The organism is Gordonia sp. G4 (assembly GCF_057770005.1).
The window spans coordinates 1,446,269-1,466,935 of record NZ_CM173442.1 but is presented as its reverse complement, the minus strand read 5'-3'; the positions used below and the strand labels follow the sequence as shown (position 1 = coordinate 1,466,935).

The following is a 20,667-nucleotide window of genomic DNA, read 5'->3' as shown; positions in this document are numbered from 1 at the left end:
TCGTCCTCAGCGGTGCACGGTGACGATCGGGTCCAGGACCAGACCGAAAGCGCGAAGTGTGCCGAGCAATTCGCGATGGCCGAACGCCTGGCAGCTCGAGACGAAGCCGACACGGCGGGGGCGGGCCTGGAGGAGTTCGTTCGCGGCGTGCGCGTTGAGCAGGGCGGTCTGCTTGTAGTTGGAGTTGCCGTGGATCACGCAGTGCGCGCGGCCCAGCGGACCGGAGGCGTAGACCGAGTCCAGCGAGGTGTTCAGGCGCGGGTTCTCACGCGGGGGCATCTCGCTGCGGATGGCGGCCGACTGCTCGTCGATGATCCGGTACTTCTCCTCCTCGGACTTGCCCTCCATCTGTTCGAGCGCGGCGGCCACCAGAACCGGTACGCCCTGCATCAGTGGCCGGTTGAAGACGCCGCCGAGTGCCTTGGCGGTGGCCACGCGCGGGTCGTTCTTGAACCACACCGGGTGTGATGTACCGCCCCAGGGCAGAGCGAGACCGAGGTCGTGCTGACCGGGCACGCTGACCGTGTACAGACCCGCGTCCGCCGGCCATTCGACGTACTCGTTCTCCTCGAGGTAGTACGCCTTCGCGAATGCGGCATTGGTGAGGATCGTGTTGGTCGACGCGACGGTCGGGTGGCCCTTCCAGAACACCTGGATGTCGAGGGTGTCCAGTCCGGGGTTCTCCAGGCAGATGTTCGCGGCGATCTCGCCGATCGAGTACATCTGCGCCAGGCCGGGCGTCAACACCAGTTCGCGAGAGGCGAATTCGGCTCCGTACTGCGCCTCGGCATCGATCATCCAGTTCTGCTCACCGTTGGTGTCGGTGTAGTGGGCCCCGATCTCGAGGCAGGCCTGGACGACCTCGTGACCGTAGCGGGCGAACGGGCCGACCGTGTTCAGTACGACGTCGGCACCGCGGAAGGCCTCGGTGAGCGCCTCGACCGTGTGCTCGACCTCGACGATGTCGTACGCGACCGTGTCGATGCCCGGCACCGCCTCGACGGCGCTCTTCAGTCGGGCGTGGTCGCGGCCCGCGGCCAGGAACGGGATGTTGTACTCGCGCAGGTACTCACAGATCAGTCGGCCGGTGTATCCGGAAGCTCCGTAGACGACGACGCGTTTGTCAGTGGGCATGGTGGGACTCCTCGTGTCTGGTTCGGGTGTTCGATGCGGGTGTTCGGAAAAGCGTTGCGGCAGTGGACGTCGGCGGGATCACATCCCCATGCCGCCGTCGACCGGCAGTCCGGCACCGGTGATGAACTTCGCGGCGTCGGAGACGAGGAAGACCACGGCGTCGGCCATGTCGTCGACCTGTCCGAGCCGGCCCAGGGGTGTCAGCTCCGCGACCGCCTGGGCAGCGGCCTCCGGGGATTCGAACAGGCCCAGTGCCGCGGTCTCGACGGCGAGTTTGTTGCCCATCGCGGTCGGGGTGAGGGCGGGATAGATCGAGTTGACGCGCACTCCGTAGCCGAGCTTGCCGGATTCGGCGGCCGCCACCCGGGTGAGGCGGTCGATACCCGACTTCGTCGCGGAGTAGACGCTGATGCCGGGGAAAGCGATTGTCGCAGCGACGGATGCGATGTTCACGACGGCTCCGCCCTTGCCCGCGATGCCGCCGGGACGCATCGCGCGGAACGCGTGCTTGACGCCGAGGGCGGTACCGAGCACGTTGACGTCGAGCATCTTCGACGCCTCGCCGGCGTCGAGATCGACCAGGAGGTTCGTCACCTCGATGCCGGCGTTGTTCACGACGATGTCGAGCCCGCCCAGCGACTCGACGGTCGACGCCACGGCCGACTCCCAGGCCGCGTCGTCGGTCACGTCGAGCGCGACGAATTCGGCCTTCGCGCCTTGTGCCCGAAGCGTTTCGACCGTCTGCCGACCGCCGTCGGAGTTCACGTCGCCGATCGCGACGGACGCGCCGGCTGCGGCGAGCGCCTCGGCCATCCCGGCACCGAGGCCCTGCGCGCCACCGGTGACCAGTGCCGTCCGCCCGGTCAGGTCATAACTCGTCATCGTTCCACCTCCGTGAGACCGCCTCGGCCGAGGCGGAGAAGCAAGACACAGTTGAGGCGACATGTGCTGCACGCCACACTAAGCCCGAGTCTTGACACTCGTCAAGAAAAACCTTGACGACTGTCACGATCGGGGTGCGGGCCACGAAAGATCCAGGTCAACGGCTCGGTGCCGCTGGACAGTCCTGGTGGGAGATGCAGAACACCCCCGAGCCGGGCGGCAGTGGCCAGGACTCGAGGGTGCTCGGATGACGAGGTGTGGTCAGACGCCGATCTCGCCTCCGTTGTCCCGCCACACGGCGACGACGGAGGGCCGGGGCTGCGACTGTCCGCCGTCGGGCCAGTGCGACGCCGGGTTGTCCGCGGAGTGGTCGTCGAGTTCGCCGGGGTGCTGAACCGCGATCAAGACACGATTGGTGTCGATGATCGGACCGCAGGTCTCGCCACCCTTGGGCACGGTCAGGAACTGCTTGGTCTCCCCGCGTCGATCGCCGTCCAGGGCGACCGCGAACAACCCGTCGTTGCTGTCGAGTGCGTTGCCGTCCGTGGAGATCCACAGATTGCCATGGGGATCGAACGCGACGTTGTCGGGGCAGGAGATCGGACTGACCTTGGTCTTGTCGAACCCGCCGTAGTAGGTGTCGGCAGCAGCCGGGTCGCCGCACACCAGCAGGAGTTCCCAGGTGAACTCGGTGCCGGTGTGGTCGTCGGTCATCTCGAGGACCTGACCGTTCTTGTTCTCGTTGCGGGGGTTCACCGCATCGGCAGGCGCTTCACCATCGGTGCCGCGATCGTCGTTGTTCGTCAGCGCGCAGTAGACCTTGCCGGACTTCGGATTCGGTTCGATGTCCTCGGGCCGGTCCATCTTGGTCGCGCCGACGGTGTCGGCGGCCTGCCGGGTGAACACCGCGACCTCGGCGGGGGACATGCCGCGGATGTACGAGCGTGCCGAACCGTCGGCATTGACCGTCAGCAGCGGCTTCCAGGACCCCTTCCCGGCGAATTTCTCTGAGGCGGGCGGGGTTCCGGTGCCGTCCACCGGGTCGGGGGAGTCCCCGGTGAAGGTGGCGACGTAGAGCGTGCCTTCGTCGAGGATGCCCATGTTGTGGTCGCGGGCCGTCTTCGACAGGCCGGACTTCATCTTGCGGCTGGAGACGAACTTGTAGATGTACTCGAACCTTTCGTCGTCACCGCTGTAGGCGACGACGGTGTCCTTGTCCGGCCCGCTCCCGACCACGTAGATGTTCGCCGATTCGTGCTTGAACCGGCCCATCGAACTGTGCTTCACCGGAACGGAATTCGGGTCGTGCGGATCCAGCTCGACGATGTAACCGAAGCGATTCCCCTCGTTCGGCTCGACGGCCAGGTCGAAGCGCTTGTCGAACCGTCCCCAGTAGTGCTCGTCGCCGTCGTCCTCGAAGGAGTAGCGCTCGAGCCGCTCCTTGGCCTTGGCGTCGGTGACGGCGCTCGGGTTCGCGAAGTAGTTGTTGAAGTTCTCCTCCCCGGAGAGCATCGTGCCCCACGGGGTGAGACCTCCGGAACAGTTGGCGAAGGTGCCCAGGACAGTGGTGCCGGCCGGGTCCGCGGCCGTCTTGACGAACTCGCTGCCCGCGGCCGGGCCGGTGAGGCGGAACGGGCTCGAGGCAGTCAGACGTCGGTTCCGAGGGCCCACAACGGTTTTGAGAGCTCCGCTGCCGGGTTGCGCGGTGACCTCGACGACTGCGATGCCGACCGACGCCATGGCGATGCGGGCCTGCTGCTCGGTGGGTTCGCCTTCCTTGTAGCCGGCGAACATGAAGGGCTCGGTCGGATACTCCAGGTTGGCGACCAGGTAGTGGTGATCGGCGACGCCGTCGACCGGGATCAGGCCGGCGAAGTCGTTGTTGAAGCCGAACTGCCCGGCCTGCGCCTCGGGCGTCTGATTGGCGAAGTCGAACTCGGGAGCGCCGGGCAGGATCGGGTCGCCCCACCTGATCACCACCTCCTGGCGGTACCCGTCCGGGATCACCACGGCGTCCTCGGTGTTCGGCGCGACGGCGGCGAAGTTCATGCCCGGCATCGCATCTCCGGATGCCGCACCGCTCGACGACGAGGCCGACTCCGACGACCCGGAATCACCGCACGCCGCGAGAAGTGAGGTCGCACCGACGGCCACCGCTGCACCGGCCGAGGTCTTGAGAACGCTTCGACGCGAGACCGCGGTGCGGACGACGTCCCGGAAGTAGTTGTTGTCGCTGGTGTTCCCGGGATCGTGGCGGCACGCGTCGCCGCACTTGTAGCGGCAGGTCACGTAGGCGCGGGACGAACGTCCGGCATCCTCACCGGTGGACATGAACAGCTGCAACGGAATACGCACACGGGCTCCTCTGAAAACATGGTCGCGCCACGGGGCCGGCGCACGACGAGGAGCACGTTAGGAGGATGAAACGAACCGATGGTCACCCGAGCGTTAACGGCAACCCAACACCCCTGTTGGTTCCACGTGGAACATCACGCGGCCATGTCGATCCGGCCCGCTCCCGGCGCCGTGCTGATTCGGCCCCTCGCTGCGCTCCCGGCGCCGGGGCCTAGAACCGCCCGCCGGTTCCGATCCGGCCCGACGATCCGGAACCACCGAAGGAACCGGGGCTGCGTCCGCCGCTCCCGAAGCCGCCGCCGAAGCCGCCGCCACCGAAGCCACCCCCGCGTCCCGCGACGGTGCCGCGTAGAAAGCTGTCGACGAGGATTCCGCCGAGGACCGCACCGGCGGTGGACGAGCCGCCCGGATGTCGCTGTTGCGACTGCCAGTCGACGACGTCGGTCTGAGCGGCCATGAGCGCCTGGTCGGCCAGGGAACCGGCGCGACGTGCGGTCGCGGTCGCCACCGGTGCATCGGTGGCAGCGGCGTCCGTCGCGGACTGCAGAAGCCGCTGCGCCTCCGCCAGTCGGGTACGTGCCGTGGACTGCACGGCCCCCCGCCGGGTGCCGATGAAGTCGGCGGCCGCTGTCACCTTGGCCTCCGCCGATTCGAGTGCCGCGGTGAGGACCTGTGCCCGACGGATGCGCTCGGCAGCGGCGTCCCGCGCCGCGGCGAGTGCGTCGTCGAGATCGGCATCGGCGTCGACGAGCGCCGTGAAGGTACCCAGCGGATCGGCGTCGAAGTTGCTGCGGGCATTCGCGACCGCGGCGCTCGCGACCTCGATCGCGGTCACCAGCGACGTCCCGCCGGTCTGTGCCAGGACGTTGGCCTCGGCCAGTTCATCGTCCACCTCGGCGATGAGCGCCGGCATCCGCGAGCGGGCGACGGCGATGTTCGCGTCTGCATGATCGATGGCGTCGAGCAGCGTGGTCGCCTGCTCGATCGATCCCTCGGCCGAGCGGATCGCAGCGACGGCCGGTCCCTGCTGACCCACCGGTGCGGCGATGGCGGCACGCCCCTGATCCGCGGTCGCCTCGGCGAAGTCGATCTGGGCTCGGGCGAGATCGACGTTGTCGAGGATGGAGGTCAACGTGGCCTCGCCGTGCTTGCCGATGAGCTCGGTCAGCTGCTGCGACGCCGTCTCCAGACGGGCACGTAGACCGATGAGTTGCTGGGTGATGGAGTCGAATCGCGAGTCCGCATTGATGAGGAGGTTGCGCATCGCGTCGAAATTCTCGACGTGGTCGTCCAGAGTGCTGTCGATCTCGGTGCAGGTGGTGATGATCTGGACGAGCATCGAGCGCCGTTCGTCGTCGGTCTCGGGAACGTTGTCATCGAGACGCTGGCGCAGCGCGAACGCCCGTCCGAGCGCCTGCTCGGCGTGCCGCACGGTGTCGGTGAACGGAGCCGTCTCGGCCTCACCGAACTCGCCGACCGCCAACTGGAGCTCTTCCTTGCTGGTGCGGATGGCGTTGTCGAGGTCGGTGAGCACCTCACGCGACCACGGGTCGAGCACCTCGACGGGTTGCGCGGCCAACTGGTCGACCGTCAGTTCCTGCTCGCGCAGGGTCTCGACGCTGTCGTCGATACGACGCTGCCTGCGGCGTCGGGAGTAGAGGTACGCGCCGCCGCCACCGAGGATGGCCACGCCGCCGGCGACGCCGGCTGCGATGAGGCCGGTGTGGTTCGGATCTAGTGCGCCGGAGAGTCCGTTGACCGCCGCCAGGCCCGCACCTGCCCAGTTCTCGTCGCGCAACTGCGGGACGACGTCGTCGTTCGCGACTTCTTCGAGAGTCGATTGATCGAGACCGCCCACACTGTCCGGTGCGAAGAACCGATACGCCCGGTCCTCGGTGGCGACGGCGAGCAGGGCGTCATGGTCACCCAGCTCGCTGGCGGCAGCGGTCCGATCCGCCCATTCCTCGCTGGTCAGACCGTCGAAATCGCGGACGTACACGACCCACATCTGGACCGCGTGGGCGTTGTAGAGCGAATCGATGGCCGTCTCGAGTTCGGTGCGCTGCGCCGGGGAGATCGCGTCGGCGGAGTCGACGACGTAGTTCGGCAGCCGGGTGGGCGGCTCCGCCGACGCCGCGCCGGGAGACGCCAGGGCCATGAGGACGCCCAGCAGTCCCGTCAGCGCGACCGCCGAAGCCGCGCGTGTCAGCAGTTCCCGAAGTGCCGGCACTCGATGCATGATCACAAACCTAGCCGTGCGGGCGTGCGGTGTCGTCGACGCCTTCGGGGGAGTGTCGGCACCCGGGCGCGGATGCGCCCGGGTGCTACGCGGTCAGTTCCGCGAGTCGCGCCACCGGCACAGCGCCTCGAGAGCGGTGAGGTCATAGTCGGGACCGGTGACGCCGACGGTCAACAGCGTGACGCCCTCGTCGGCGAGTGCATCCGCATCGCGCAGCAGCGCGTCGGTGTCCCCGTCGAACTGCACGCCCGACGACCGCTCGATGGTCTCGGGATCTCGACCCACGGCGGCGCAGTGCTCGGCCAGCACCTTGGACTTGTGCCGGTACTGCTCGACGTCGTTGAAGCCGTGCCAGACGTCGCCGTGCTCGGCGATGTAGCGCAGCGTCTTCTTCTCGCCGCTGCCGCCGATGAGGATCGGGATGTCGCGGGTGGGAGCCGGATTCAGCTTGGCCAGCCGCGACTTGATCCGCGGGAGGGCGGCACCGAAATCGTTCAACCGGGAACCGACTGTGCCGAAGTCGTAGCCGTACTCGTCGTAGTCCTTCTGGAACCAGCCGGCTCCGACGCCCAGGATCAGACGGCCGTTGCTGATGTGGTCGACGGTGCGGGCCATGTCGGCGAGCAACTCCGGATTCCGGTACGAGTTGCAGGTCACGAGCGCACCGATCTCCACCCGAGAGGTCTGCTCGGCCCAGGCGCCGAGCATCGTCCAGCACTCGAAGTGCTCGCCCTCGGGAGCGCCGTAGAGCGGATAGAAGTGATCCCAGTTGAACGCGATGTCGACGCCCGTGTCCTCGGCGCGGCGGACCGCGTCACGGATCAGCGAGTACTCGGGTGCGTGCTGGGGCTGGATCTGGACACCGATGCGAATGGGGAAGGCCATGCCGACCAGTCTGCCCGCTGACGGCGGAATCGTCGACGGACATGGTGGCCGCGCACTGGTGGTGCCACGTTGGCATCGGCGGTACGAAGTAGCGGTGAGCATCAGACCGGTCGCACCGCCGCTCGACGAACTACGCCGTCGTACGAGCGCGAAGTGGAGCACGCACCCCGACGACGTACTACCGCTGTTCATCGCGGAGATGGACTATCCGCTCGCACCGGTGGTCGCCGACGCCATCATCGACCGAGTACGTGCGTCCGACATCGGTTACGCGGCGACCTCGGGCTCGGCAGGGGAGGCCTTCGCCGGGTTCGCCGACCGTCGGTGGGGGTGGCGGGTGGATCCGGCTGACGTCAGCTCGACGACCGACGTGAGCGTCGTCATCGTCGAGAGTCTGCGCGTCGCGATCAGTCCCGGCGACGGCGTCGTCCTGATGCCGCCGGTCTATCCGCCGTTCTTCGAACTCATCCCCGAGGTCGGCGGTCGTGTGCTCGAGGTGCCCCTCCTCGAGGAACGCGGGTCGTCGTCGACGGCCTGGCGGATGGATCTGGCGGGCATCGAACGCGCCCTCGCCGCCGGCGCCCGGGCGGTCCTACTGTGCCACCCGCACAATCCGCTCGGCCTCGTCCACGACGCCACCGACCTCGCACGACTGGCCGACTTGGCCGCGGCACACGGCGCGACCGTCGTCAGTGACGAGATCCATGCGCCCCTGGTCCACCCCGGCGTGGAGTTCGTCCCGTTCCTCGCGGTGAGCGACACGGCGCGTGACGTCGGCGTGGCCGCACATTCGGCGAGCAAGGCCTTCAATCTCGCCGGTGCCAAGTGCGCGCTCACGGTTGTCGCGTCGGATCGGGGCCGGGCTCTGATCGCGCGGCAACCCGACGAGGTGCGCTATCGCACGAGCATTCTGGGCCGCGCTGCGACCGAAGCGGCATTGGCGCACGGTGATGAGTGGCTCGACGCCACCCTCGAGGTCATCGGGGAGAGCTTCGATCTCCTCGAACTGCTGCTCGCGCAGTATCTTCCGACGGTGCGGTACACGCGGCCGGAGGCGTCGTATCTCGCCTGGCTCGACTTCCGCGAGACCGGGCTGGGCGACGACCCCGGGCTCGTCATTCTCGACAAAGCCCGCGTCGCCCTGCATTACGGACACGCCTTCGGGAATCCGGGTGCCGGTTTCGTTCGACTCAACATCGCTTGCTCCGCCGACGTGCTCACCGAGGCCATCCGGCGGATCGCGGGCGTGGTGCACTGACCCGGGGTCTCCCTCCACCATCACTTCTTGCCGGATCGGCAACCGTCCTTGCCGCTCACGACGGTGCGTGCCACAGTCGGAGGCATGACCACCGAGAACAGCCATCGCCCCGAGGCCGCGACCGAGTCCCGGGGGAGCAACGATCCGGGAACCGCCGAAGGGTGGGACGAGCGGTACCGCAGCGCGGACCGTCTGTGGACCTCCGACGTCAACCCTGCGCTCGTCGCCGAGGTGTCGGACATCGAACCGGGCACCGCGCTCGACGTCGGGTCGGGTGAGGGTGCCGACGCCCGATGGCTCGCCGATCGCGGATGGCAGGTCACGGCCCTCGACATCTCGCAGGTCGCGGTGGATCGGGCCCGTGAGATCGATCCGCGGCCGTCGATCACGTGGTTGCGTGCAGACGTGATCGCCGATGACGTCCCGGCGGCCGGCGTCGACCTCGTGACGCTGCACTACTTTCCGATCCCGAAGGAGGGTTTGGACGCCGCGCGGCGGCTGGTCGAAGCCGTCGGCCCCGGCGGGTCCCTGCTCGTCGTGGCACACGCCCCCGAGGGTGTGCGTGCACATGGCTTCGACCCTGATGCCTACGTCCAACCCGCTGATTTCGCGGGACTGCTCGGCGACGGTTGGGAAATCGTCACCGACGAGACGCGGGCACGTGGACGGGCCGCAGGAGGAGGTCACCACACCCACGACGTGGTGTTCCGGGCGCGGAGACTGGCCGCCTGAGATCCCCTTGCGTTTTGTCCCGGTAGCCGGGACAAAACGCAATCGGATCTGCGTTGCCCGGCGATTGTGATCGGACGGTCCGCAATTGAGTGCACATCTGTACACTCGGGGCATGACCGCCACGACCACGCGTGAGTCCGAGCTGCGGGCCCTCACCGATCTCGGGCTGTACGAGGCCGGCGCTGCGACGCGCGGCGTCGGAGCGATGCACCGCGTCATCGCCGGGGGCGTCTTCCGGATGCTCCGGCCTGTCCTGGGGAGTTCCGTCGACACCGCGCGGATGGTGCATGACGCCGTCAGCGAGGGGACGTACAACTCGATCACCGCTGCCCTCGACGCCGGCCGGTCGGCTGCGGACCATGTGCCCTGGTCGGAGGGCCGCGCGCCCTCGCACACCCCTCGAGGCGCGGTGCTCCTCGGCATCCTCAACGGTCTCATCGGCGATGAACTGGACACCGCGGACTCGCCCCTCACGGCCGACATGTCGATCCGCGTCGACGGCCGGCCGGTCTCCCTCGACGTCGAGTCGCTCCGCGATGGCTTCCCCGACGCGGGTGGACACGTCGTCGTGTTCCTGCACGGCCTGATGGAGTCGGAGTTCGCGTGGTCGCTCAGACCGAAGCAGACTGGGCCCGCTCGCTCCGCTCCCGGCGCCCGGCAACCGACCTACGGCGAGCGGCTGACCCACGACATCGGCGCCACCGAGGTCCAGGTCCGTTACAACACCGGTCGCCACATCAGCGAGAACGGCCGCGCCCTCGCCGACCTTCTCGACGCACTCGTCCTGCTCTGGCCGACGCCGGTGACACGACTGACCCTCATCGGGCATTCGATGGGTGGGTTGGTTGTCCGAAGTGCTTGCCACGCAGCCGATCAGCGCGGCGACTACTGGACGGGCCTGGTGTCGGAGACGGTGTGCCTCGGCACGCCGCACCTCGGGGCTCCACTCGCTCGCGGTGTCCACCTGGCCACGAATGCGCTGAACCGGACGCCGGTCACCCGCCCGATCGGCTCATTGTTGCGTCGTCGGAGTGCCGGGGTGCGAGACCTGTTCCACGGCAGCCTGACCGATGACGACTGGATAGGTCACGACCCGGACGCGTGGTCACAGCCGCCCGGCGCCGACGTGCCGCTGCTGGCGGGCGCTCGCCATCTCTTCGTCACCGCGACGATCACCCGCGACCCCGACCACCCGGTCGGGCGTCTGCTGGGTGACGGCCTGGTGCTCGCGCCGAGTGGGCGCGGGCAGCACACGCGGCAGCGTCGCGGGCTGAAGTTCCAGGAGGGGTTCCACATCGGCAACGCGCACCATTTCACCCTGCTGAACAGCGACGCGATCTACGACTGGCTGCTCGGTCACCTCACCCCGCGAAAGGCCTTGCCGTCCGGTCGGTCGTCGTGAGGGGGCTCGCGGATTCGTCGGCGCGGCGGCGTTCGGTTCAGTGCGGACGGCGCTGCCGGTAACGTCCGCGCGCGGCGAGTACGCCGACGACCCAGCCGACGAGAAAGACCACGGCCAGGATGAACCACAGCGGGGACTCGACACTCACCCAGAACAGGTCGATGCGCACCGTGGTCCGGTTCTGCACGATGAAGACCACCGCGAGAACGGTCAGTCCAAGCGCAATCCATTGCGGCAGAGACACCTTCGACAGCGCGGACGATTTCCCAGTGGTGGGTTTCGGGGTGCCACGGTCTTTGGCCATGCCAGAGACTGTAGGCGCATTCGACGGCGGTCACCGGAGATCCGGTTGCGATTTGTCCCGCAATCCGGGACAAACCGCAACCTGACGCCGGCACCGGGGTTCAAGGGGTCCAGCGGGACCGGTACCGCGCTCAGCGGCAGACCGCCCCTTGCGACGCCGAGGTGACGAGCTTGGAGTACTTCGCCAGCACGCCGCGCGTGTACCGCGGGGGCAGGGGAGTGAACTCCTGTGCGCGCGAAGCGAGTTCGTCGTCGTCGACGAGGAGGTCGAGGAGACCGCGGCCGACGTCGAGCCGAATCCGGTCGCCGTCGCGGACCAGAGCGATCGGTCCGCCGTCGACGGCCTCCGGCGCGATGTGACCCACGCACAGACCGGTGGTGCCGCCGGAGAACCGGCCGTCGGTCATCAGGAGCACGTCCTTGCCGAGACCCGCGCCCTTGATGGCGCCGGTGATCGCGAGCATCTCCCGCATGCCCGGTCCGCCCTTCGGGCCTTCGTACCGGATGACGACGACGTCCCCGGCGGTGATCGTGCCGTCCTCGAGCGCGTCCATCGCGGCGCGTTCGCGGTCGAAAACCCGTGCCGTGCCCTCGAACACATCGGAGTCGAAGCCTGCGGACTTCACCACCGCGCCCTCCGGGGCCAGCGATCCCTTGAGGATGGTGATGCCGCCGGTGGGATGGATGGGCGACTTCGTGGCCCGCAGGACCTGGCCGTCCGGGTCCGGCGGCGCGATGTGCGCCAGGTTCTCGGCGACCGTCGATCCGGTCACCGTCAGGCAGTCGCCGTGCAGGAGGCCCGCGTCGAGGAGTGCCTTCATCACCACCGGCACACCGCCGATGCGATCGACGTCGGTCATCACGTGCCGGCCGAACGGCTTGACGTCGGCCAGGTGCGGAACCCGGCTGCCGACGCTGATGAAGTCGTCGAGCGACAGTTCGACCTCGGCCTCGTTGGCGATGGCGAGGAGGTGGAGCACCGCATTGGTCGAGCCGCCGAACGCCATCACCACGGCGATCGCGTTCTCGAAGGCCTCGCGGGTCATGATGTCGCGCGCGGTGATCCCGCGGCGCAGCATCTCGACGACGGCGACCCCGCTCTGGCGGGCGAACTGGTCGCGACGCTTGTCCGGGGCCGGGGGTGCGGCACTGCCCGGGATGGACATCCCCAGTGCCTCGGCCGCGCTGGCCATCGTGTTGGCGGTGTACATGCCGCCGCACGCACCCTCACCCGGGCAGATCGCGCGCTCGATGGTGTCGACGTCCTCCCGGCTCATAAGTCCGCGCGAGCACGCCCCGACCGCCTCGAAGGCGTCGATGATGGTCACCTGACGCTCTTTGCCGTCCGACAGCGTCGCGTATCCGGGCAGTGTCGACCCGGCGTAGAGGAACACCGACGCGAGGTCGAGTCGGGCCGCGGCCATCAGCATGCCGGGCAGGGACTTGTCGCAACCGGCCAGCAGGACCGAACCGTCCAGGCGCTCGGCGCTCATGACGGTTTCGACGCTGTCGGCGATCACCTCGCGGGACACCAGCGAGAAGTGCATGCCCTCGTGACCCATCGAGATGCCGTCGGAGACCGAGATGGTGCCGAACTCGAGCGGGTACCCGCCGCCCTCGTGCACGCCTTCTTTGACCGCCTTGGCCAGCCGGTCGAGCGACAGGTTGCAGGGCGTGATCTCGTTCCACGACGACCCGACGCCGATCTGCGGTTTCACCCAGTCGTCGTCGCCCATGCCCACCGCGCGGAGCATGCCGCGGGCCGCGGTCTTCTCCAAGCCGTCCGTGACGTCGCGACTACGCGGTTTGATGTCGATCTCGGCGTCCGGTTCGGTTCGCTTGGTCATGAGGGCAAGAGTAGTGGTCATCGCCGGCGAGTGGTCGGAACACCCGATGCACCACGGGCGAGTTCGTCCAGGGGCTGCTGAACCCGATCACCTATCCCGGTAGCCGGCTCCTTCCGCCGGCCCTGCAGCTGACGGTGGTCGAGAACGACCGACCGGCGTGGCCGGACGCAACGTCGACGGTTACATCGCGCGCCCGTACTTCCGGGAGATCTTCGCGCAGGACGTGTCGCCCGCGGTCGCCGCCGACATGTTCGCCCACCAGAAATCCGCCGCGCTCCGCGCCAACCTGGAACCGTCCGGACCGCCGTCGTGGGCACGGGTGCCCAGCTGGTACCTCGTCTCGCAGCAGGATCGCGTGATCCCACCGGCGCTGCAGCGCTTCCTGGCCGGACGAGCCGCACCCGGGCGCACGGCCGAGGTCAACGCCTCGCACGCGTCGTTGGTGTCGCGCCCCGATGCGGTCTCGCGGACGGTGCTGCGAGCGGTCGACGCGACGCAACCGCGCTGACCCGGGGGGCCGACACCGCATTGTGAGCGCGGTGATTCTAATCGGACCGAGGCGCACGAGGGTGGCGCAATGACCTGCGGCCGAGCACGGGCCGCAGGTCACGGCGTACCGCCGGTGGCGCATTCGCCCCGGGTCGCGACCAGCGCCGCGCACAGGCATTCCGGGGCCGGCGCGATCACGTTATCGTGCCATCCATGCAGCTCAGGACCACAGCAGCCGGACGGCTCCGGGCGGACAACGCCCGTATGGTCGCCGACGTGCTCCGGCGACAGATCCACGACGGCGACCTCGCCGAGTCGCTCGACGAACGCACCCTCATCGCCGACTTCAACGTCTCCCGCAACACCATCCGCGATGCACTCGCGATCCTCACCGAGGAACGACTGATCGAGCGAGCGCCACGGATCGGCACCCACGTGGTGGCTCGCAAACTCGATCATGGGCTCGATGCCCTGCAGGGACTGAAAGAGACATTCCGCTTGCACGGCGAGGTGCGCAACACGGTCAAGATCGCCACCCTCGTCGATGCCCCCCGCGCCGTCGCGAGACGGCTGCAACTCGCCGACGCGCAGGCCGTCTACATCGAACGGCTGCGTTACCTCGACGACGAGCCGATCAGCCTGGACATCACGTATCTCGTACCGGACCTCGGCATCCCGCTGCTCGAGCACGACCTCGAGAACAACGACGTGTTCACGCTTCTCGAGCAGATCGCCGGCGGACCCCTCGGACACGCGACGATGACGGTGGAGGCCGTCGACGCCGACCCGCATTCGGCGGCGCATCTCGAGATCGGTTCGGGTACCTCGCTGCTGCTGCTCGAACGACTGACCCATCTCGCGCACGAGAGCCGCCCCGTCGATCTCGAGTACATCCGGATGCGCAGTGACCGAGTCTGTCTGCGGAGCACCGCCCGACGCGAGGCGGCCGGCTCATGAGTCAGGTCAACAACCGGGTCGACGTGCCGGTCACCATCGACGAATCGCTGTGCATCGAGGGCTGCACCCTCTGCGTCGAGGTCTGTCCTCTCGACTCGCTGGCGATCAACCCGGAATCGGGCAAGGCCTTCATGCATGTCGACGAGTGTTGGTACTGCGGGCCGTGCGCGGTCCGATGCCCGACGGGTGCGGTCACCGTCAACATGCCCTATCTGCTCCGCTGAAATCTCCTGCCCCACAACGCCGGTACTGCAACGCAACCGGCGGCGATCACCCATGCCCATGGTCCCAGCCCAAAGGACGTCCGATGAGAACACGTCTCCGATCCCGACAACTGGCGGCGATCACCGTCACGCTCGCCGTCGCCCTCGGCAGTGCCGCCTGCTCGCTGGAGGACACCGGTGACACCGACGCCATCCGGGTCGTCGTCGGTTATCAGTCGAAGACGATCAACACGGTGACCGCCGGGACCCTGCTACGCGCGGAAGGTCAGTTCGAGAAGCGGCTCGCCGAGGTCACCGAGCGGACCGGCCAGGAGTACACGGTCGAGTGGCAGGACTTCGACACCGGCGCGCCGATCACGACCGGGATGATCGCGGGCAAGATCGACATCGGGTCGATGGGTGACTATCCGTTGCTGATCAACGGATCCCGTGCCGGTGCCGAGGAGAAGACCCGCACCGAGATGCTGTCGGTCACGGGATCCAGCCCGCGGGGTTCGCTGAACATGGTTGTGGTCCCGCAGAATTCACCGGCCACGACGATCGCCGATCTACGCGGGAAGTCAATCTCGGCCAGCGTCGGATCGGCCGGTCACGGGACGCTCGTGCAGGCCCTCGACCGCGTTGGGATCGACCCCACCACCGGGGTGCAGGTGCAGAACCAACAGCCGCAGGTGGGCGCGTCGGCGCTCGAGTCGGGCAAGGCGGATGCCCTGGCCCAGTTCGTGGCCTGGCCCGGACTCCTGGTCTTCCAGGACAAGGCTCGGTTGCTCTATGACGGAGCCCAGCTCGGGGTTCCGACCCTGCACGGCGTCGTCGCGAGATCTGCCTACGCGCAGGAGAACCCGGACGTGGTCCAGGCCTTCCTGCGCGCGCAGCTCGATTCGACCGAGTCCCTGACCCGCGACCCGCTCGCCGCCGCCGAACTCGTCGCGGAGAACAGCGGTCTCCCGGCCGAGGTCGTCTACCTCTACAACGGCCCGGGCGGAACGGACTTCAATCCGGCCATCAAGTCGGGCCTCGTCGAGGCGCTGCGCAACGACGTCCCCTACCTGAAGTCCATCGGCAGCTTCCCCCACGAGATCGACCTGGACACCTTCGTCGATCCGGGGCCGCTGCAGGAGACCTTCGCCGCGGCCGGCGTCGACTACTCGGAAGCCCTGAGCCGCAGCGGCAATGCTTCCGTCACTCGTGGTGACGACCCGGTCTGCGGGGTCGCGGTCGACCCGGCGACCGCCGGTGAGATCTGGTTGCGCGGACAGGAGCGGACCCAGCCCGCCGCTGATCCGACCTGCTTGCTGCGCGGGGTCGCACAGGCTCGACGACAAGGGCAGGAAGTCCGGGCCGCCTACATCTCGGACCCGCAGCTCGGGACCCGCTGGTTCGCCGACAAGGCGGTGTGGCTGCGGGAGGGTGACCGGTACGTCGCGTTCACCACGACCGACAGCGCGCGACAGTACCGCGCGACGCATCCCGGTGCCGTCGACGTGACGTACGAGCAGGCACTTGCCGGAGTCGTGTCATGACCACCGCGACGATCGGATCGGTCGCCGTCGACGACACGGCCACCGATTCGGTGCCGGCCCGGACCCCGGACGGGTCGAACCGATACTGGCACTGGGGAGTCCGGATACTGGTCCTGGTGGTGGCCGGTGTCGTCTGGCAGCTGCTGACCACGCACGATGTGGTTCTGTGGGCCAGGTTCGACACCATTCCCTCGCTCACCGACGTCGGCCATGCGTTCTGGGCAGCTCTCGGCACCGAGCAGTACTACCTGGATCTCGGCCAGTCGCTGATCCGGATCGGTACGGGATTCGCGCTGGCGGTCTGCGTCGGCATCCCGGTGGGAATCGCCCTCGGCCGCTCCGGGACAGCGCGACTCACGGTCGGCACCCTCACCGAGGTGCTCCGTCCGATCCCGGCGATCGCCCTGGTACCGGTCGCGATCCTGGTGTTGCCGACCGACGAGGCCGGCATGGTCTTCATCACCTTCGCCGCGGCGTTCTTCCCCATCCTCGTTGCGACTCGCCATGCCGTCCGGGCGCTGCCCACGATCTGGGAGGACTCGGTGCGGACGATGGGCGGCACCCGTCGAGACGTCGTCCTCCGGGTGATCCTGCCCGGCATCGCGCCGGGTGTGTTCAGCGGGCTGTCGGTCGGGGTCGGCGTCGCCTGGATCTGCCTCATCTCCGCCGAGATGATCTCCGGCCGGCTCGGGGTCGGATACCGGACGTGGCAGGCGTACACGGTGGTCGACTACCCGCAGGTGTTCGTCGGCATGCTGACCATCGGCGTGCTCGGCGCACTGACGTCGGGGCTGATCGAGGTGATCGGTCGGCGGGTCACCCGCTGGCTGCCGCGAGGGCAGGAGCAACGATGACCCCGACGACGGCAGGAGCGACGATGGCCCCCACGACAACGGCATTGACGGCGGACTCGGTCGCCGCGATGCGGCTCGATCTCGAGGACATTCGGATCGGTTACGGGGACTCGACGGTGATCGACGGTTTCGACCTCGTCGTCGGCGCCGGCGAGATCGTCGTCCTGACGGGACCGTCCGGGTGCGGGAAGTCCACGATCCTCCGCGCCGTCGCGGGTCTCCTGCCGGTCCGCGGCGGTCGAATCCTCGCAGACGGCGACCCGGTTGGCACCACGTCTCGGGATCGGGCCATGGTGTTCCAGGACGATGCGCTGCACCCCTGGCGGACGGTACGCGGGAACATCTTGCTGGCGTTGACATTGCGCGGCGTCCCGCGGCGACACCGCCGGGATCAGGCCGAGCAGTGGATCACCGAGATCGGTCTGGACGGCTTCGCCGACCACCTGCCGAAGTCGTTGTCCGGCGGCATGCGTCAGCGCGTGCAGCTCGCCCGTGGCCTCGCCGGGTCGCCGAGAGCGGTTCTGATGGACGAACCCTTCGGGGCGCTCGACGCGCAGACACGGACCGCCATGCAGCGATTGCTGCTGCAGACCCTGTCGGCGCACCCGTCGACCGTGGTCTTCGTGACCCACGACGTCGACGAGGCGCTGCTGTTGGGCGACCGGGTCGTCGTACTGGGCCGTGCGGGCGAGACCGTCCGCGCCACCGTCGACGTCCCGCACCCTCGCGACCCGGATCGCCGCGGGGACGACGCCACCCGGCGGCTTCGCCGCACCATCCTCGATGCATTGGAGAAGTGAACCGGCAGTGGATATCCCAGACATCGCCGACCGGAGTCGGCTCGACTGTGACGTGCTGGTCATCGGCGGCGGGACCGCCGGGACGATGGCCGCTCTCACCGCCGCCGAGAACGGCGCGTCGGTCTTGCTGCTCGACAAGGCGCATGTTCGCCACTCCGGGGCCCTCGCCATGGGGATGGACGGGGTGAACAACGCGGTCATCCCCGGCAAGGCCACCCCCGAGGATTACGTCGCCGAGATCACTCGAGCCAATGACGGCATCGTGAACCAGAAGACGGTGTATCAGACAGCGACTCGCGGCTTTGCAATGATCGGTCGTCTGGAACGCTACGGCGTGAAGTTCGAGAAGGACGAGTACGGCGAGTACGCGGTCCGCCGGGTGCACCGGTCGGGGTCGTACGTCCTGCCGATGCCCGAGGGCAAAGACGTGAAGAAGGCGCTGTACCGCGTCCTGCGCAAGCGGGACATGCGCGAGAAGATCACGATCGAGAACCGGCTGATGCCCGTCCGGGTCCTGACCGCGGGCGGGCGCGCGGTGGGTGCGGCCGCGTTGCACACGCGCACCGGCGAGTTCGTCGAGATCGGAGCCAAGACGGTCATTCTCGCCACCGGGCCCTGCGGCCGCCTGGGCCTGCCCGCCTCCGGGTACCTCTACGGCACCTACGAGAACCCGACGAACGCCGGCGACGGTTACTCGATGGCCTACCACGCGGGCGCGGAGCTCAGCGGCATCGAGTGCTTCCAGATCAACCCGCTGATCAAGGACTACAACGGCCCGGCGTGTGCGTATGTGGCGAACCCGTTCGGCGGGTACCAGGTGAACGCCGACGGTGAGCGGTTCGTCGATTCCGACTATTGGTCGGGCGACATGATGGCGGAGGTGAAGTCCGAGATCGAGTCGGCGCGCGGCCCGATCTATCTCAAGGTCAGTCACCTTCCCGACGAGACGCTGGATTCGCTCGAGTCGATCCTGCACACCACCGAACGACCCACGCGGGGAACGTTTCACAGCAACCGCGGACACGACTACCGTACCCACGACATCGAGATGCACATCTCCGAGATCGGTCTGTGCAGTGGACATTCCGCGTCCGGCGTCTGGGTCGACGAGCACGGACGCACCACCGTCGACGGCCTGTATGCGGCCGGCGACCTCGCGTGCGTGCCGCACAACTACATGATCGGCGCATTCGTCTACGGCGAGCTCACCGGTCAGCATGCCAGCGACACCGCCCGCGACCTGGCCGCGCCCACCGAACTGCCGATGGACCAACTGCGCGCCGCCCACGAGCTGATCTACCGACCGCTGACCCACCCCGACGGCCCACCCCAGCCACAGGTGGAGTACAAGCTGCGCCGATTCGTCAACGACTATGTGGCGCCGCCAAAGACGTCGAACAAGCTCGCCATCGCCATCGAGACCTTCGAGCGCATGCGCTCGGAGATCGAGCAGATGGGCGGGCGGACCCCGCACGAACTGATGCGGTGTGCGGAGGTGTCGTTCATCCGCGACTGCGCCGAACTGGCGGCCCGGAGCTCGTTGACGCGCACCGAGAGTCGTTGGGGTCTCTATCACGAGCGTGCCGATCTGCCCGAGCGCCGGGACGACGAGTGGGGCTACCACCTGAACGTCCGCAAGGCCGCCGACGGCACGATGGAGTTCCTCGGTCGGCCGGTCGAACCCTTCCTGGTCGATGTCGAGGGGCTGGACCACATCCCGCCGGCCGACCGGACGGTGATCGCGATCGAGCAACCTGTCGTGTGGACGGGCCCGGGCTACCGCGGTGTCGAGAGCCCGGTGCGCGAGACCACGAGGAAGGACGAGTCCACGGCAACGGCGTCACCGAGGATCGTCGAACTGCTCGGAACCGCGGTGACCCACGCCGCCGATCTCGCCGGCTATCTGGCAGACCCGGATCCGACGGTCCGCCGGACCGCGATCGCGGTGCTGACCGAGAACACCCCGGATGGGTTCGAGATGGCCGTGGTCCGGGCGTTGGCCGACGCCGCGGCACCGGTCCGCGGAGCGGCGACGCAGGGGCTGCGGGAACTCGTGGAGATCATCGATCCGACCGCGGAGTTCGTGTCCGCGCTCGCCAATCACGCCGAGTCCCCGGACCCGGTCGTGCGTGCGACCGTCGTCGACCTGCTGCGGGCCGTGCGCGCCGATCGGGTCGACCTGTTCGCTTCCGCCACAGGGGATTCCGACCACCGCGTCCGGATCGAGGCCATCCGCGCGCTGGTGTCACGGGATGAGTCCGAGCTGATCGCCGGCCTGGCAACGGATCCCGACCGTGAGGTCCGGATCGCGGTGGCCGACGGGCTGTCGACGGTCGGGGGCGGTGGTGTGGAGGCCGTCCGGACACTCGGAGCCGACCGCGATCCCCTCGTCCGGGCCGCGGCGTTCTCCGCGATGGCGGTCGTGGGTGACGGCGCTGTCGACGGCCCGGTCCTCGTCCGCGCGTTACGTGAGACCGCATGGCAGGTGCGCGTCGGTGCGGCGCGGGGGCTCGCGGTCGCACGTGATGAGGCGACGGTCTCGGCGCTGGAGAAGGCGATCGCGGATGTCCACAACGACGTCCGGCGGGCTGCCGCCCTCACCCTCGCGGAGTGGAGCGACGATCCGGTGGTCCGGCGGATCCTCGAGGGCGCCGCCGACGACCCGGACGCCGACGTCCGGGCCGCGGTCCGGCGGAGTCTGCGGGGCTCGCTCGCCCCACACTGAGAGACGTTGCGCGGGCACACGGCGCCGAGCCATGACCGCCTTCACAACCGGTCCGCGT

16 protein-coding genes and 1 pseudogene are annotated in these 20,667 nt (G+C 68.4%); 10 read left to right on the top strand and 7 right to left on the bottom strand.

Annotation, left to right across the window (positions count from 1 at the left end; genetic code table 11):
* Positions 1–6: 6 nt before the first annotated feature.
* The 5 genes from AC3B5T_RS06470 to AC3B5T_RS06450 form a co-directional block, all read right to left on the bottom strand.
* Positions 7–1,134: a DUF5938 domain-containing protein gene (locus AC3B5T_RS06470; RefSeq protein WP_065631111.1), complete on the bottom strand. Its 1,128-nt coding sequence runs from the start codon at positions 1,132–1,134 to the stop codon at positions 7–9.
* Positions 1,135–1,212: 78 nt separating this feature from the next.
* Entirely contained in the window at positions 1,213–2,016 is an 804-nt protein-coding gene (locus AC3B5T_RS06465) for an SDR family NAD(P)-dependent oxidoreductase (RefSeq protein WP_277242377.1), read from the bottom strand.
* Between the two features lie 261 nt (positions 2,017–2,277).
* Positions 2,278–4,371, bottom strand: coding sequence for a PhoX family protein (locus tag AC3B5T_RS06460; RefSeq protein ID WP_277242378.1), 2,094 nt, complete (start codon positions 4,369–4,371; stop codon positions 2,278–2,280).
* 211 nt (positions 4,372–4,582) lie between these two features.
* Positions 4,583–6,610, bottom strand: coding sequence for a TPM domain-containing protein (locus AC3B5T_RS06455; RefSeq protein ID WP_277242379.1), 2,028 nt, complete (start codon positions 6,608–6,610; stop codon positions 4,583–4,585).
* A gap of 93 nt (positions 6,611–6,703) precedes the next feature.
* Positions 6,704–7,495, bottom strand: coding sequence for an LLM class F420-dependent oxidoreductase (locus AC3B5T_RS06450; RefSeq protein ID WP_068972109.1), 792 nt, complete (start codon positions 7,493–7,495; stop codon positions 6,704–6,706).
* A 94-nt stretch (positions 7,496–7,589) separates the two neighbouring features.
* Between AC3B5T_RS06450 and AC3B5T_RS06445 the strand changes: the two genes are divergently transcribed.
* From AC3B5T_RS06445 to AC3B5T_RS06435, 3 genes are all read left to right on the top strand, one after another.
* Positions 7,590–8,753: a MalY/PatB family protein gene (locus tag AC3B5T_RS06445; RefSeq protein ID WP_488358443.1), complete on the top strand. Its 1,164-nt coding sequence runs from the start codon at positions 7,590–7,592 to the stop codon at positions 8,751–8,753.
* A gap of 84 nt (positions 8,754–8,837) precedes the next feature.
* Positions 8,838–9,485: a class I SAM-dependent methyltransferase gene (locus tag AC3B5T_RS06440; protein WP_226511951.1), complete on the top strand. Its 648-nt coding sequence runs from the start codon at positions 8,838–8,840 to the stop codon at positions 9,483–9,485.
* Between the two features lie 112 nt (positions 9,486–9,597).
* Positions 9,598–10,887, top strand: a complete 1,290-nt coding sequence (locus tag AC3B5T_RS06435) for an esterase/lipase family protein (RefSeq protein WP_480033910.1) — start codon at positions 9,598–9,600, stop codon at positions 10,885–10,887.
* A gap of 37 nt (positions 10,888–10,924) precedes the next feature.
* On the opposite strand, the gene AC3B5T_RS06430 is transcribed toward AC3B5T_RS06435, so the two are convergent.
* Positions 10,925–11,191 (bottom strand): lipopolysaccharide assembly protein LapA domain-containing protein, encoded by a 267-nt coding sequence (locus tag AC3B5T_RS06430; RefSeq protein ID WP_065631106.1) that lies wholly within the window; start codon positions 11,189–11,191, stop codon positions 10,925–10,927.
* 130 nt (positions 11,192–11,321) lie between these two features.
* Entirely contained in the window at positions 11,322–13,037 is a 1,716-nt protein-coding gene (gene ilvD / locus AC3B5T_RS06425; protein WP_065631105.1) for a dihydroxy-acid dehydratase, read from the bottom strand.
* A gap of 56 nt (positions 13,038–13,093) precedes the next feature.
* Between ilvD and AC3B5T_RS06420 the strand changes: the two are divergent.
* The 7 genes and pseudogenes from AC3B5T_RS06420 to AC3B5T_RS06390 form a co-directional block, all read left to right on the top strand.
* A pseudogene (locus tag AC3B5T_RS06420) lies at positions 13,094–13,545 on the top strand (alpha/beta fold hydrolase); the annotation flags it as partial.
* A 245-nt stretch (positions 13,546–13,790) separates the two neighbouring features.
* The gene (locus AC3B5T_RS06415; protein ID WP_137810947.1) at positions 13,791–14,483 is read left to right on the top strand and encodes a GntR family transcriptional regulator; all 693 of its coding nucleotides are present in this window, start codon (positions 13,791–13,793) and stop codon (positions 14,481–14,483) included.
* A complete protein-coding gene (locus tag AC3B5T_RS06410; RefSeq protein ID WP_010843879.1) occupies positions 14,480–14,707 on the top strand; it encodes a 4Fe-4S dicluster domain-containing protein in 228 nt (75 codons plus the stop codon). Before AC3B5T_RS06415 ends, AC3B5T_RS06410 begins: the two co-directional genes overlap by 4 nt.
* Positions 14,708–14,790: 83 nt before the next feature.
* Positions 14,791–16,230: an ABC transporter substrate-binding protein gene (locus AC3B5T_RS06405; protein WP_137810944.1), complete on the top strand. Its 1,440-nt coding sequence runs from the start codon at positions 14,791–14,793 to the stop codon at positions 16,228–16,230.
* A complete protein-coding gene (locus tag AC3B5T_RS06400; RefSeq protein WP_065631102.1) occupies positions 16,227–17,084 on the top strand; it encodes an ABC transporter permease in 858 nt (285 codons plus the stop codon). The genes AC3B5T_RS06405 and AC3B5T_RS06400 overlap by 4 nt, the downstream gene beginning before the upstream one ends.
* A gap of 68 nt (positions 17,085–17,152) precedes the next feature.
* On the top strand, positions 17,153–17,884 hold the full coding sequence (locus AC3B5T_RS06395; RefSeq protein ID WP_171011705.1) for an ABC transporter ATP-binding protein: 732 nt from the start codon (positions 17,153–17,155) through the stop codon (positions 17,882–17,884).
* 7 nt (positions 17,885–17,891) lie between these two features.
* Complete coding sequence (locus tag AC3B5T_RS06390; RefSeq protein ID WP_137811245.1) at positions 17,892–20,609, top strand: fumarate reductase/succinate dehydrogenase flavoprotein subunit; 2,718 nt, start codon at positions 17,892–17,894, stop codon at positions 20,607–20,609.
* Positions 20,610–20,667: the final 58 nt, after the last annotated feature.

Excerpts from the sequence above, each read along its gene's own strand:
- AC3B5T_RS06430 (WP_065631106.1), bottom strand. The coding sequence starts at position 11,191 with ATGGCCAAAGACCGTGGCACCCCGAAACCCACCACTGGGAAATCGTCC.
- ilvD (WP_065631105.1), bottom strand. The coding sequence starts at position 13,037 with ATGACCAAGCGAACCGAACCGGACGCCGAGATCGACATCAAACCGCGT.
- AC3B5T_RS06400 (WP_065631102.1), top strand. The coding sequence starts at position 16,227 with ATGACCACCGCGACGATCGGATCGGTCGCCGTCGACGACACGGCCACC.
- AC3B5T_RS06395 (WP_171011705.1), top strand. The coding sequence starts at position 17,153 with ATGCGGCTCGATCTCGAGGACATTCGGATCGGTTACGGGGACTCGACG.
- AC3B5T_RS06410 (WP_010843879.1), top strand. The coding sequence starts at position 14,480 with ATGAGTCAGGTCAACAACCGGGTCGACGTGCCGGTCACCATCGACGAA.
- AC3B5T_RS06455 (WP_277242379.1), bottom strand. The coding sequence starts at position 6,610 with ATGCATCGAGTGCCGGCACTTCGGGAACTGCTGACACGCGCGGCTTCG.
- AC3B5T_RS06465 (WP_277242377.1), bottom strand. The coding sequence starts at position 2,016 with ATGACGAGTTATGACCTGACCGGGCGGACGGCACTGGTCACCGGTGGC.
- AC3B5T_RS06440 (WP_226511951.1), top strand. The coding sequence starts at position 8,838 with ATGACCACCGAGAACAGCCATCGCCCCGAGGCCGCGACCGAGTCCCGG.
- AC3B5T_RS06415 (WP_137810947.1), top strand. The coding sequence starts at position 13,791 with ATGGTCGCCGACGTGCTCCGGCGACAGATCCACGACGGCGACCTCGCC.
- AC3B5T_RS06450 (WP_068972109.1), bottom strand. The coding sequence starts at position 7,495 with ATGGCCTTCCCCATTCGCATCGGTGTCCAGATCCAGCCCCAGCACGCA.
- AC3B5T_RS06405 (WP_137810944.1), top strand. The coding sequence starts at position 14,791 with ATGAGAACACGTCTCCGATCCCGACAACTGGCGGCGATCACCGTCACG.
- AC3B5T_RS06435 (WP_480033910.1), top strand. The coding sequence starts at position 9,598 with ATGACCGCCACGACCACGCGTGAGTCCGAGCTGCGGGCCCTCACCGAT.
- AC3B5T_RS06470 (WP_065631111.1), bottom strand. The coding sequence starts at position 1,134 with ATGCCCACTGACAAACGCGTCGTCGTCTACGGAGCTTCCGGATACACC.